The 13,888-nt window shown below is 65.3% G+C and carries 10 protein-coding genes; 4 read left to right on the forward strand and 6 right to left on the reverse strand.

The features are described from left to right. Positions 1-18: 18 nt before the first annotated feature. From QFZ46_RS01990 to QFZ46_RS02000, 3 genes are read left to right on the forward strand one after another with little or no spacing between them, the layout of a single operon-like run. A complete protein-coding gene (locus tag QFZ46_RS01990) occupies positions 19-870 on the forward strand; it encodes a carbohydrate ABC transporter permease (protein ID WP_307357773.1) in 852 nt (283 codons plus the stop codon). Continuing rightward, positions 867-3,119 carry a glycoside hydrolase family 3 protein gene (locus tag QFZ46_RS01995; RefSeq protein WP_307357775.1) on the forward strand — a complete coding sequence of 751 codons (2,253 nt, stop codon included), beginning with the start codon at positions 867-869 and terminating at the stop codon, positions 3,117-3,119. The genes QFZ46_RS01990 and QFZ46_RS01995 overlap by 4 nt, the downstream gene beginning before the upstream one ends. Then, the gene (locus QFZ46_RS02000; RefSeq protein WP_307357776.1) at positions 3,116-4,426 is read left to right on the forward strand and encodes a glycoside hydrolase family 125 protein; all 1,311 of its coding nucleotides are present in this window, start codon (positions 3,116-3,118) and stop codon (positions 4,424-4,426) included. The genes QFZ46_RS01995 and QFZ46_RS02000 overlap by 4 nt, the downstream gene beginning before the upstream one ends. Before the next feature lie 69 nt (positions 4,427-4,495). Here the strand turns inward: QFZ46_RS02000 and QFZ46_RS02005 are convergent, their stop codons facing one another. From QFZ46_RS02005 to QFZ46_RS02030, 6 genes are all read right to left on the reverse strand, one after another. Beyond that, positions 4,496-5,614, reverse strand: coding sequence for a substrate-binding domain-containing protein (locus QFZ46_RS02005; RefSeq protein ID WP_307357778.1), 1,119 nt, complete (start codon positions 5,612-5,614; stop codon positions 4,496-4,498). 30 nt (positions 5,615-5,644) lie between these two features. Next, on the reverse strand, positions 5,645-6,967 hold the full coding sequence (mmsB, locus tag QFZ46_RS02010) for a multiple monosaccharide ABC transporter permease (protein WP_307357780.1): 1,323 nt from the start codon (positions 6,965-6,967) through the stop codon (positions 5,645-5,647). Continuing rightward, on the reverse strand, positions 6,964-8,514 hold the full coding sequence (gene mmsA / locus QFZ46_RS02015) for a multiple monosaccharide ABC transporter ATP-binding protein (protein WP_307364466.1): 1,551 nt from the start codon (positions 8,512-8,514) through the stop codon (positions 6,964-6,966). Before mmsA ends, mmsB begins: the two co-directional genes overlap by 4 nt. Positions 8,515-8,664: 150 nt before the next feature. Further along, entirely contained in the window at positions 8,665-9,678 is a 1,014-nt protein-coding gene (locus QFZ46_RS02020; protein ID WP_307357782.1) for a LacI family DNA-binding transcriptional regulator, read from the reverse strand. Between the two features lie 102 nt (positions 9,679-9,780). Continuing rightward, positions 9,781-11,010 (reverse strand): ROK family protein, encoded by a 1,230-nt coding sequence (locus QFZ46_RS02025; RefSeq protein WP_307357785.1) that lies wholly within the window; start codon positions 11,008-11,010, stop codon positions 9,781-9,783. Beyond that, positions 11,010-12,536: a sugar ABC transporter ATP-binding protein gene (locus QFZ46_RS02030; protein ID WP_307357788.1), complete on the reverse strand. Its 1,527-nt coding sequence runs from the start codon at positions 12,534-12,536 to the stop codon at positions 11,010-11,012. The genes QFZ46_RS02025 and QFZ46_RS02030 overlap by 1 nt, the downstream gene beginning before the upstream one ends. 176 nt (positions 12,537-12,712) lie before the next feature. Here QFZ46_RS02030 and chvE point away from each other — a divergent pair, with 176 nt between their 5' ends. Beyond that, positions 12,713-13,858: a multiple monosaccharide ABC transporter substrate-binding protein gene (gene chvE, locus QFZ46_RS02035; RefSeq protein ID WP_307357790.1), complete on the forward strand. Its 1,146-nt coding sequence runs from the start codon at positions 12,713-12,715 to the stop codon at positions 13,856-13,858. The last annotated feature ends 30 nt before the right edge of the window (positions 13,859-13,888 follow it).

Here is a 13,888-nt window from a genome sequence, read left to right on the forward strand (position 1 = left end):
CGGACGAAGGCGAACCTCATGGCACGACGCACTGTTCTCCCTCTGCGCGATCGCGTGGGATCGATCACCAGCGGAACGCTGGCCTGGCTGTACGCCGCCGCGCTGCTCATCCCGTTCTATTACTTCATCACCTCGTCGTTCAAGACGAATGAAGAGATCTTCGAGTCTCCGCTCGCATTGCCGACGCAGTGGGATCTGTCGAACTTCGCCACCGCAGTGCAGCAGGCCGACCTGTGGCTCGCGATAGCGAACTCCGCCATCACGACGGTCTGCGCGCTCGTCCTCACCCTGCTGCTCGCACTTCCTGCATCCTTCGCTCTCGCACGGGCGAAGGGACGAGTGGGCCGGATCATCGAGACCGTGTTCAGCCTCGGCTTCCTGATCCCCTCGTTCGCCGCGCTGTTCCCCACCTTCCTGTTGGCCGCAGCGCTCGGTTTGTTCCACACCCGCACGTTCGTCGTGCTTCTCCTGCCTGCCACGGCGCTTCCGCTGTCGATCGTGATCCTCACGTCGTTCATGCGCACGATTCCACGCGAGTTGGAGGAAGCCGCATCGATGGACGGGGCGACGACGCTTCAGGTGCTGCGGCAGGTCTATCTCCCCATCTGCATCCCCGGCATCGCCACCGTGCTCCTGCTGAACTTCCTGTCGTTCTGGAACGCGTACCTCTATCCGCTGATCCTGATCGGCCCGGACACCGCGCAACGCACCATCCAGGTCGCGCTGCCGACGCTGAAGGTGGATGCCGGTACCGATTACGGTGTGCTGATGGCCGGAACCCTGCTCACACTGCTCCCCGTATATCTCGTCTACACCGTGCTGCAGCGTCAGATGCAGCGTGCACTCGTCTCAGGGGCGATCAAGGGATGACCTCCGCGAACGACCTGTCGCTGCGCGAGCGCGTCGGGCAGATCAATCAACGCCTCAAGGGTTGGGAAGCCGTCCGCTGGATCGACGGCGAACCCAGGATCACCGATGTGCTCCGCCGCGAAGTGGACAGGTGGGGCGGCCTCGGAGCAATCTACGGCGTGCTCCGCGCGGATCCGTGGTCGCAGGTCAGGTGGCGCAACGGCATTCCGCCGGAGCGCAGCGCCGAGGCCTACCATGCGGTGCAGGACTATGTCATGCGCAACGGCACTGGCATTCCCACGCTCTTCGTCGAAGAGGCTCCTCACGGGCTGATGGCACTGGGGGCGACCACGCTCCCGGTGAATCTCGCGCTCGGCGCCACCATGGACCTCGAGCTCGCCGAGCATCTGGGCGAGAAGGTCGCGGCCGAGGCGCGGGCCCGCGGGGCGCACGTAGCGCTCGTCTCCGGTCTTGACGTGCTGCGCGACCCGCGCTGGGGGCGTGCAGAGGAATGCTTCAGCGAGGACCCGTGGCTCGCCGCGGCCTTCGTCCGGGCAACAGTGCGCGGCATGCAGGGTTCCGATCCGCACGCGGCGATCGACCGGGCACACATCGCGGTCGTCGCCAAGCACCTCGCCGCACAGGGCGCGGGGATCGGCGGTCGCAACGGATCGGGTGCCCCTATCGGTCGCAGGGAACTGGGCGAAGTGCATCTGCGACCGGCGTACGCCGCCGCCCGCGCGGGAGTGGCAGGCTTCATGGCCGCGTACAACGACATCGACGGCATCCCGTGCAGCGCGAACCGTGAGTTGCTCACCGGTAGGCTCCGCGAGGACTGGGGCTGGGAAGGCATCGTCATGGCTGACGGCACCGCCATCGATCGCCTTCGAGACAGCACACCCGATGCGGCATCCGCAGCGGCGATCTCCATCCACGCAGGCGTGGACCTCAGTCTGTGGGATGACGCCTTCACGCATGTCGTCGAGGCCGTGGAGCGTGGACTGCTCGCGGAGGGGGACGTCACGCGAGCGGCAGATCGTGTTCTCGCGTTGAAGACCAGGGTGGGGCTTCTCAGCGGCACGGGCGAGTCGAGCAGCCGAGCTGCGTACGACGTCCGTGAACTGATCACGCTGGCCGCCAGGGCGGCAACGGAATCGGTCGTCATCGTTCACGACCGCGAGAAGACTCTCCCGCTCGCCCCGTCGGCCATCATTGCTCTCGTGGGCCCCAACGCCGACGACATCGAGGCACAGCTGGGCGACTACTCCCCTCCACGACCTGCGGAGGATCCGGACGCATCGACCGTGCGCACCGCCCTTATCCGGCGGTACGGAGCCGGGAACGTGCGCTTCGCGCCCGGTTCGACGCATCGTCACAGGCTGGGCGACGATGCGCTGACCTCGGTCACCGAGGCGTGCGCAGGTGCGGATGTCGCGATCGTCGTGCTCGGAGGGACGAGCCGTCGAAGCTACGAGGATGAGTTCGCAGTCAACGGAGCGGTCGACGCACCGGCCGTCGACACGACGAACGGGGAGGGCGTCGATCAGTCGCACTTGGCGCTTCCGGCCGCTCAGCTCGAGGTGCTGCGGGCGGCGCGGGCAGCCTCGTCGCGCGTGGTCGCGGTCATCATCGACGGCCGGCCTCGCCCATTGACAGAAGTGGCCGCGTTGTCGGACGCACTGATCGTGGCGCCGTTCCCCGGTCCGAGCGGCGGACAGGCGATCGTGGACGCCCTGCAGACCGGGTCCGCCTGCGGCCTGCTTCCCGCGACGTTCCCCTCCGATGACGGGGTCCTGCCCGTCGCGCACGATGAACGCAGGGAGACGGCACGCGGATACGTCGATGCCCGGTACCCCGTCGGTCATCTGCTCGGCGCTGGTGCACCGAAAGACGTCACTGTGCTCCTGCGCCCCAGCAGCTCATCCGTGACGCGCACGGCGCTGTCCGAGGGCGCAGTCAGCACCCTCATCGCGGACGTCGTGAACGATTCGGATTCCGAGATCTCTCTCGCTGTGCCGCTCTTCGGCCGGCGCCACGAGTACGGCATCCGTCCCAGGCGGCGCACTGTGCTCGACGTGCGTCGCGTCCGCGTGCCGGCCGGCGGGTCGACCGCGGTGCGGTTCGCGCTCGGACTCGACGCACTCGGCTCCTGGGCTACCGGGCGGCCCGAACCGTCGCCGGTCGAGGTGATCGCCTGGACCGCCGCGCAGCACGATCCCCCGGAAGATGTCGCGACCGTGCGGATCACCGAGGACGGGGACCCAGGATGAGAGCGCCGACCGCGCTGACGCCTGATCGGACGACTCTCGATCTCCTCACTGCCGCGGCGGACGAAGTCCGCGACGTCTGCGGAACGCGTATCGGCGACCTCGTCAGGGCCGCGCTGCTGCGCACTCTCACCCGCACGATCAGTGTCGATGAGACCGGGTCGGTCTTCGTCATCACCGGCGACATCCCCGCCATGTGGTTGCGGGACTCGACGACGCAGCTCGCCCCGTATCTCCGCTTCCTCGATCGCAGTCCTTGGCTGGCAGATCTCGTGGAGTCCGTGGTCAGGCGCCAGTTCGAGTTCATCAGGCACGACCCATATGCGAATTCGTTCAATGATGGCCCCACAGGGGCGCATTACGACGCCGAGGACCTCTGCGCCGACCCTGCGGTCTGGGAGCAGAAGTACGAGGTCGACAGCCTCTGCTATCCGATCTCCCTCGCGCATGCTCTCTGGAAGAGCACGGGACGCACCGACTTCGTCGATGATCGAATGCACCAGGCGCTGCGTGCGATCGTGGCCCAGTTGCGCCTCGAACAGCGGCACGACGATTCTTCGTACCGCTTCGAACGCACCACAGCGATCCCGACCGAGACGCTGACGCGTGAAGGTCGAGGGTCAGTGACAGCGCACACGGGGATGACGTGGAGCGGGTTTCGTCCCTCGGACGACGCGTGCACCTACGGCTACAACATCCCTGCGAATCTCTTCGCCGCACAGGCTCTCCTGGCAGTGGCAGAGATCGCCGACGAGGTCTGCGACGATCCCGACCTGGCCGCGTGCGCCCGTGCACTGTCTACCGAGCTGCAGTCCGGCGTCGAGAAGTTCGGGATCGTCGATGCGCCAGATGGCAGCTCCATCTATGCCTATGAAGTCGACGGTCTGGGCGGAGTGCTCCGCATGGACGATGCCAACACGCCCTCGCTGCTCTCGCTTCCGCTCATCGCGCCGGACGTGATCGATCGTCGGATCTGGGATGCCACCCGCATGTTCGTGTTGAGCCAGGACAACCCCTATTGGTTCTCCGGCTCGGTGCTGAAAGGTGTGGGCAGCCCGCACACCAAGACGGGACGGGTCTGGCCGATAGCCCTCGCGGTGCAGGGCCTCGTCGGAACACCCGCTGATCGGATCCGCCTTCTCAGGATGATCAGCGACACGGATGCCGGTACCGGGCACATCCACGAGAGCATCGACGCGAATGACCCCACGATCTTCTCGCGACCCTGGTTCTCCTGGGCGGAATCGATGTTCTGCGAGCTCGCGATGGCAGTGGTCGATGACGTCGGGAGCACACCAGCCGGGCGATGACCGCGCACAAACGGGACGAGCTGTCCGGACTCTGAGGTCCGGACAGCTCGTTCGTTCCAACAGGAGTCGTTACTTGTACGACTCCACGATCTCCAGGAGGGTCGGAACGTTGGCGTAGGCCTCGGCCGCGTTCTCCTTCGTGACGATGACCGGGTCGAGCAGGTACGACGGGACGACCTTCGAGCCGTTGTCGTACGACTCGGTGTCGTTGACCTCGGCCTCTTCGCCCTTCTGCAGCTGTCCGACCATCTTGATGGCCTGCTCCACGAGCAGCGCGGTGTCCTTGTTGATCGTGGAGTACTGGATGCCCTCCATGATCGACTTCACCGACTCGACCTCGGAGTCCTGGCCGGTGACGACCGGAACGCCCTTGCCCGCCTGCTGCGCAGCAGTGAGGATGGCGCGGGCCAGAGTGTCGTTCGGCGACAGCACGCCGTCGAGCACGACGTCGCCGCCGTACGAGCCGGTGAGCAGCGTGTCCATGCGGTTCTGCGCGTTCTCGGCCAGCCAGCCCTCCGTCGCCGTCTGGGCGATCTCGGTCTGTCCGGAGACGACGTTCAGCGTGCCGTCGTCGATCGCCGGCTGGAGAACCTCCATGGCACCGTCGAAGAAGACGGCCGAGTTGGCGTCGTCCGGCGAGCCGGAGAACAGCTCGATGTTGTACGGCGCCTCGTGACCGGCGCGCTCGGCGAGCCCGTCGAGCAGGGCCTGGCCCTGGAGGTTGCCGACCTTGAAGTTGTCGAACGCGACGTAGTAGTCGAGCGCGTCGGTGTTCTCGATCAGTCGGTCGTACGCGATCACGTAGGCACCGGCATCCTTGGCCGCCTGCACCTGCGTGGCCAGCTGCTTGCCGTCCTTCGCGCCGATGATGATGACCTTGGCACCGTTGGTGACCATGGTCTGGATCTGGTTCTGCTGCTCGGCGACGGTGTTGCTGGCCGGTGCGTACTGGACGTCGGCCTTGTAGCCGGCCTCTTCCAGTCCGTCGGTGAACAGCTGACCCGCCAGAACCCAGTTCTCACTGGTCTTGTCGGGGAGCGCGACACCGATCGTCGAGCCTGCTTCGAATCCGGTGACTTCCTCGTCGGTTCCGCCTCCGGTGTCGCCGCCACGTTCGCCGGAGCAACCGGTGAGGGCGAGAGCTGTTGCGGCGACAAGCGCTGTGGCCGCAAATGCCATTCTCTTCATGCGATCTCTTTCTCTGTTTCTTGGTGTGGATTACTTGGGTTTTGGATAGTCCGTGAGGTTGGGCCCATCGGGCCGGCCCCGCCGACGCGTCATGAATCCGATCAACGAAGGTCTCCCCTGCTGCTTGTTCCAGACGTCGATGCCGACGGCGACGAGGAGCACGAGGCCCTTGATCATCGAGACGACGTCGGCACCCTGACCGAGCAGCTGAAGTCCGTTGTTCAGGAACGCCATCACGAGACCACCGATGATCGAGCCGATCACGGTGCCGATGCCGCCGGCGACGGCCGCACCGCCGATGAACACGCTGGCGATGGCGTCGAGCTCCCACCCGTTGCCGTCACCGGGGCCGGAGGCCTGCGACCGTGCGACGAAGATCATGCCGGCGAGGGCTGCGAGCACGGACATGTTCATCATGACGAAGAAGTCGACCCAGCGGTCCTTCACGCCTGACAGACCGGCGGCCTGACGGTTGCCGCCGACCGCGTAGATGTGCCGCCCGAAGACCGTGTTGCGCGTGACGAACGAGTAGATGATGACCAGCGCGAGCAGGATGATGCCCGAGACGGGGAAGCTCGTACCGGGGCGACCGGTGGCAAACATCCAGCCCGCCGCCAGGACGACGATGGACAGCAGCACGACCTTGGTCACGCTCACCCACAGTGGCGCCATGAGCGAGCCCATCTTGTGCTGAATACGACGGGTGCGGATCTCCCAGAAGACCAGCCAGGCGACGCCAGCGAGGGCGAGGATCATGGTCGGCACGTTGAACGGCAGCGGAAGAGCGATCTCCGGCAGGTAACCGGCGCCGATGTAGACGAACTCCTTGGGCACGGGGATCGACTGCGAGTTGCCGATCCACTGGTTGGCACCGCGGAAGAACAGCATGCCGGCCAGCGTCACGATGAACGCCGGTACTCCGACGTAAGCGACCCAGAATCCCTGCCATGCTCCCACCAATGCGCCGACGACCAGCCCGAGCACGATCGCCAGCGGCCAGGGAAGATTCCATTCCGCCATCGACTTCGCGACGATGATGCCGACGAATGCCGCGACCGAGCCGACCGAAAGGTCGATATGGCCCATGATGATCACCATCACCATCCCGATCGCGAGGATCAGGATGAAGGAGTACTGGTTGATGACGTTGATCAGGTTGCCCGGCGTCAGTGTCGCGCCGTTGGGACCGTTGCGGATCAGGGTCAGGATCTCGAAGAGGACGACGATGACGATGAGGCTGCCGAAGATGCCGAACTGACGCAGCGACGACTGCGCACCACCGAACATCTTGCGGATATCGCGGAAGTGGAATCCCTGATTCTTGACCTCGGGGGTGGTGCTGGTGCCGCTCATGCGTTCGCTTTCTGATTCGTGGAGGTCATGCTGCGCATGAGCGCCTCCGGAGTTGCCTGGTCAGCGGGGATGCAGTCGGTGACGCGCCCCTCGAAGATCGTGTAGATGCGGTCGGAGATGCCCATCAGCTCCGGCAGCTCGCTGGAGATGACGATGACGCCCTTCCCGGATGCCGCGAGCTCGTTGATGATCGAGTAGATCTCGTACTTCGCACCGACGTCGATGCCGCGGGTCGGCTCATCGAGGATCAGCAGATCGGGGTCGGTGAACATCCACTTGGCGAGGACGACCTTCTGTTGGTTTCCGCCGGAGAGCTTGTTGACGCCCTCCTCGACCGATGGCGTCTTGATCCGCAGCGCCTTGCGATACCGCTCTGCAACCGCGAACTCCTCGCGGTCGTCGACGACGCCGCGCTTGGCGATCTTCGACAGCTTCGCGGAGACGACCGCGCGCTTGATGGTGTCGAGCAGGTTCAGTCCGAGCGTCTTGCGGTCTTCACTGACATACGCGAGTCCGTGGCGGATGGCGCTCGAGACGTCGCGGAGCTCGATCTCCTCACCGTCCTTGAACATCTGGCCGCCGAGGAAGTTGCCGTACGAGCGGCCGAAGATGCTGCGGGCGAATTCGGTGCGTCCGGCGCCCATGAGCCCCGCGATGCCGACGACTTCGCCGCGGCGGACGGTCAGCCCTGATCCCTTGACGACCATGCGCTCAGCGACGGTCGGATGCTGCACCCACCAGTCCTTGACCTCGAAGAAGACTTCGCCGATCTCCGGTGTGCGGTCGGGATACCGGCTCTCGAGCGAACGCCCGACCATACCGCGGATGATGCGGTCCTCGTTGATCTCGCCCTTGGTGATGTCTAGGGTCTCGACGGTGCGACCGTCGCGGATGATCGTGATCTCGTCGGCGATCTGCTCGATCTCGTTGAGCTTGTGGCTGATCATGATCGACGCGATGCCCTTGGCCTTGAGCCCGAGGATCAGATCGAGCAGGTGCTGCGAGTCGTTCTCGTTCAGCGCGGCGGTCGGCTCGTCGAGGATGAGCAGCCGTACGTCCTTGTTGAGCGCCTTGGCGATCTCGATGAGCTGCTGCTTGCCGACGCCGAGGTGCTTGATCGCGATATCGGGATCCTCGTTGAGGCCGACGCGGGCGAGCAGTTCAGTCGCACGCGTCTTGGCTGCGCTCCAGTCGATGACACCGCCGCTCGCGATCTCGTTGCCGAGGAAGATGTTCTCGGTGATCGAGAGCTCGGGGATCAAGGCGAGCTCCTGATGGATGATCGCAATGCCGGCCTGCTCGCTGGCCACGATGTCCTTGAAGCGCTGCTCCTCGCCGTAGAGGAGGATGTCGCCGTCGTACGAGCCGTACGGGTAGACCCCGGACAGCACCTTCATCAGAGTCGACTTGCCTGCACCGTTCTCACCGCAGATGGCGTGGATCTCACCCGCGCGTACGGTGATCGAGACATCGGAGAGTGCTTTGACTCCCGGGAACTCCTTGGTGATGCCCCGCATCTCCAAGATGGGCCCCGACACTGCTGGCATCGCTGCTGTGCTGCTCACGGATCTTCCTCGATACTTGACGGCCGTTCTTAATGTGACCGTTCACATGAGACACAATATTGCGCCTCTTGATCCCCGGTGTCAAGTAGAGGTCGTCCGTCGTTGCGCTATCGAGACGCGACGGTCACGATGTCAGCGCGATGAGCTGGAGGATCGCAGGCGCAGCTGCGGTACGACGGGTCCGAACTCCGGAACATCCTCACCGCGGATCTGCGCAAGCAGGATATGCACTGCGCGCTGACCCAAGGACGGAAAATCCTGATGCACGGTCGTGAGCGGCGGCCAGACGTGAGCCGCGACGGGTATGTCATCGAAGCCCACGACGCTGACCTGGCGCGGCACGTCGATGCCGGCATCCCTGAATCCGTGCATCAGCCCGATCGCCATCAGGTCGTTCGCCGCGAACACGGCGGTGAAATCCGGGCGGCGTGCGAGCTCGGTACCGGCGAAGTGGCCGAAGTCCGCCGTCCAGTCCCCCCGGATCGGCGGAAAGGTGGGCAGATCGGCCTCACGCAGGGCATCGAGGTATCCGCGCATGCGCGACTCGGCCTCGATCCAGTCCTGCGGCCCCGCCAGGTGGACGATGTCGCTGTGACCCAACGAGATCAGGTGCTCGGTGACCGCTCGTGCACCGGCAACCTGGTCCGCCGATAGCGAGAACCCGTCCGAACCGGAGGCGGTCTGAAGGCTGACGAAGGGCACACCGACGGCCATGCCGCGCAGCACGTTGAACACCCTCACCTGCGGAGCAAGAACGACGATACCGCTGACTTGCTCCCGCCCGAGCTGTCGGATCGCATCCCCGATCGCCTCGGGCGTCGTGGCCGGCAAGTTGACCGTGGTCACGGAGTACCCCTCGACGCGCGCGGCATCCTCGATGCTCGCGATCGACGACGTCGGACCGAACTCGCCGATCGTGGCCGACAGCACGCCGATGGTCCGCGATCGGCTGGTGACAAGCGCCCGCGCTGCGAGATTCGGCTTGTAGTCGAGGACGGCAATGGCGTCCTGCACGCGCTTCTTCGTCTCAGGACGAATGCTGGGATGGTCATTCAGGACCCTCGAAACGGTCTGATGCGAGACCCCGGCGAGACGCGCGACGTCACGGATGCTGGGCAGCCGTGCGCGCTCAGAGGCGTTTGACATCACGCGGCCTCCTCCCATGTGCACGATCACATCGTCAGTTCATTATGTCTGCTTGCGACGATCAGTGCACGTCAAGGACTCGCGGATCGCGGTCGAAGGATGTCAGGCCCTCGGGGCCCTGGAAACCGGATCACTCAGCAGCGACTCGAAGGCGAGCTCGGCCGGTGCGATCTGCATCAGATGCGATCTCATGTGCGCTCGTTCGAGTCGGACGGTGCGCCCCTCAGCCCCCACAGGGTGCAGTCGGACAGCCGCCGACAGCCGCTCTCTGCTCGTGGCCAGCAGCACGCCGAGGTACCCGGACAGCACGACCATCTGGGGCGCGAACGCGTTGACGAAGTTGGTCAGCGCGACCGAGAGCACATCCACTTGTCGTGCCACCTCGGCGAGGGTGACGGGGTCGCGCACCAGGCCGAGTTCGATGTCGAGCTCATCCTCGTCGAGGCCCCGCCTGCCCAGCAGCGCGAGCACTTTCGCCGGATGCACCTCGACCTGGAGGCACCCGCGGCGCCCGCAGGAGCAGAGGGCGCCTGACGTGTTGACGACCGTGTGACCGAACTCCCCCGCGAACCCCGACGTGCCACGCACCAGGGCACCGTCGAGGACCAGCCCGCCGCCGATGCCGTTCATGGAACCGCTCAGATAGAGCACGTTGTCGACGTCTCGTCCGACGCCGAACCGCGTCTCCGCCATCGCGCCGACGCTGGTGTCGTTGCCGACTGTCACCTCCATGCCGATCGCATCGGCGAGTCGGTGCGCCAGGTTCTCCCTGCGCCAGCCGAGCGAGGGCGACAGCAGCACCGTCCCGCCGCTGTCCACCAGGCCGGGAACGGCGACGCCTGCGCCGACGAGTCGGTAGTGGCGATCGATGTCCGCGCGCATGCCGTCGACCAACGAGGAGGTGAGCTGCGCGAAACGTCTCGGGTTCGGGGGCTTGGCGAGGTCGTGGCGGACCCGCGAATGCACCGCTCCGCCAAGGCCGACCAGCGCCACGGAGACGGCGTGCGGGTCAGCACTGACACTCAGCGCGACGACCCTGTCCTCGGCCGCGACGCCCAGCGACGGACGACCGGCTCGGCCGGTGGGCTTCACCGACGTCTCGCAGACGACCTGCAGATCGAGGAGCTCTTGCACCAGCGCCGTCACGGTCGAGCGGGTCAGTCCTGTCCAGGCACCGATCTCCGATCGGGACAGGGCACCGCGGCCGTGCACCAGCTGCAGCACGGCCGACAGATTCTGCTGCCGCACGTCCTCGTTCGTCGTGCGCGCCGCCGGCCGAGCAGTTGCCGGCGCAACGAGATCGCGATCCGCCGTATCTTGGCGCGCGGCCATCAGTGCCCTGCCATCATGTGTCGCATGAGCAACTCCTGCGTCGCATCGGCCCTGGTCACTTCGGCGGTGATGCGCCCGTCTGCGAGGGTGTACACACGGTCGGAGAGCCCGATCACCTCTGGGAGCTCCGAGGAGATGACGATGATCGCCTTGCCCTGCGCCGCGAGTTCGTTGATCAGACCGTAGATCTCGTACTTGGCACCGACGTCGATGCCGCGGGTGGGTTCATCGAGGATGAGCACCTCCGGGTTGCTGAAGATCCATTTCGACAGCACGACCTTCTGCTGGTTCCCGCCCGAGAGCGTCGCCGTCGCCGCGCTCACGCTCGGGGTCTTGATGTTCATCTTGTAGCGATACGCCTCGGCGACCTTGCGTTCGCGGACGCCGTCGACCAGCCCGCGGTGAGCGAGTCGCCCCAACGCCACCGAGGAGATGCTCGTCTCCACCGAGGCGAGCAGGTTGAGTCCGTCCTGCCTGCGATCCTCAGGAGCATAGGCGATGCCGTGACCGATCGTCTCCCGGATCGTGCGCAGCTCGATCTCCTCACCGCGTTTGAATGCTGATCCGGTGATCGTCGATCCGTAGGAGCGACCGAAGATGCTCATCGCGAGCTCGGTCCGTCCCGCTCCCATGAGACCGGCGATCCCCACGATCTCACCCGAGTTCACGTGGAAGCTCACGTCGTCGATCACGACCCGCTGCGGGTCGCTCGGATGATGAACGGTCCAGTTCTCGACGCGGAACAGTTCGTCGCCGATGTCCGGTTCGCGCGGTGGGAAAAGATCATCGAGTGGGCGGCCCACCATCGCTCGGATGATCCGACTCTCGTCCGTCTCTGGGTCATCGCGACGCATCGTCTCGATCGACGCGCCGTCGCGGAGCACGGTGATCCGGTCGGCGATGCTCAGCACCTCCTGCAGCTTGTGCGAGATCAGCACGCAGGTGATCCCCTGGGCGCGGAACCGGTCGACGAGTACCATCAGCCGATCGGAATCGTCACGCCCGAGCGCAGCGGTCGGTTCGTCGAGGATCAGCAGCCTGACGTCCTTCGCCAGCGCCTTCGCGATCTCGACCAGCTGCTGCTTGCCTATCCCGAGTTCGGACATCCGCGTCGCCGGGCTCTCTTGGAGACCCACCCTGGCCATGAGCTCGGCCGCACGGGCATGGGTGCGCTCTTCATCGACGAGCCCGAATCGGGTCATCTCGTGCCCGAGGAAAATGTTCTCGGCTATGGACAGCTGCGGGACGACTGCCAGCTCCTGGTGCACGATGACGATGCCCTCGGCCTCACTGTCGGCGAGGGAGCGAAACCGCATGTCTCGCCCGTCGAACGTGATCGTGCCCTCGAACGTGCCGTGCGGATGGACGCCGCTGAGGATCTCCATGAGCGTCGACTTTCCCGCACCATTCTCGCCGCAGATGGCGTGAACCTCACCGCGACGCACCTCGAGAGACACGTCTTTCAGCGCCGTCACGCCGCGGAAGCGTTTCGTGACGCCCGACATGCGCAGGACCGTGTCGGGCATCGCACCACCTCTTCGCGTGTCGATCGGATTCAGCCATGCTACCGAAAAAAATAATTTGTCCGCAGGTACGTCAATATGCAATGCTTCGGGTGCGGAAAGCGCTCGAGCGCCGCCCCGCAGCCGACAGAGTGGTCCGACAGCACGGACCGCCGCCCTTTCAAGGAAGAGAGAACGCTATGAGAAAAGTCCTGCGTGCAGTCGCGACCACAGGTGCCTTCGCACTTGCCTTCGGACTCGCAGCCTGCGCGGGCAGCCCTGCTCCGTCATCTGAAGGCAACGCCGAGGCGACCGACATCACCGTCGGCGTCGCGATGCCGACGGAGACCAGCGAACGCTGGATCGCCGACGGCGACGCCGTCAAGTCGCAGCTCGAAGAGGCCGGCTACGACGTCGATCTCCAGTTCGCGAACGACGACATCCCCCGTCAGCAGCAGCAGCTCGATCAGATGATCACCAACGGTGCCGACATCCTCATCATCGCGTCCATCGACGGCACCGCTCTGGCGACCCAGCTCGAGAACGCCGCGAGCAAGGGTATTCCGGTCATCGCGTACGACCGGCTCATCAACGGCACCGAGGATGTCGACTTCTACGTCACGTTCGACAACTACACCGTCGGAGTGCAGCAGGCGCAGTCGCTGCTGCGCGGACTCGGATTCCTCGACGAGAACAACGAGGACACCGGCGCAACAGATCCCAAGGCGATCGAGTTGTTCGCCGGTTCACCCGACGACAACAACACCAAGTTCTTCTACGAGGGTGCGATCGACACGCTGCAGCCGTACTTCGACGACGGCCGCATCACCGTCACGTCAGGCCAGATCGACATGGACACCGTCTCGACGCTGCGCTGGGATCAGGCCACCGCGCAGAAGCGCATGGAAGACCTGCTCACCAGCACCTATGACGGCGGCTCCAAGCCGCTGGACGGAGTGCTGTCGCCCTACGACGGCATCTCCCGCGGCATCATCACCGCCCTCGAGAACGCGGGCTACGGCTCGACGATCGAAGGCGGGCTGCCGGTCGTCTCCGGTCAGGATGCCGAGATCGCGTCGGTGAAGATGATCGCCGATGGCGTGCAGTACGCGACCATCTTCAAGGACACCCGCAAGCTCGCCACTCAGGCAGTGGCCGCCGCCGACTCGTTCGCGAAGGGCGAGGAGCCGGAGGCGAACGACACCGAGACGTACGACAACGGCGTGAAGGTCGTCCCGTCCTACCTGCTCGAGTCCGACATCGTGGTGGCCGATAACATCACCCCGCTGCTGGTCGACTCCGGCTACTGGACCGAAGAAGAGATCGCCGCAGGCGTCGCGGGCTGATCCGCGTTGTGAAGTCCGTCCGTCGGGGCA

This window comes from Microbacterium murale, from assembly GCF_030815955.1.
In the GTDB taxonomy this organism is placed as follows: domain Bacteria; phylum Actinomycetota; class Actinomycetes; order Actinomycetales; family Microbacteriaceae; genus Microbacterium; species Microbacterium murale_A.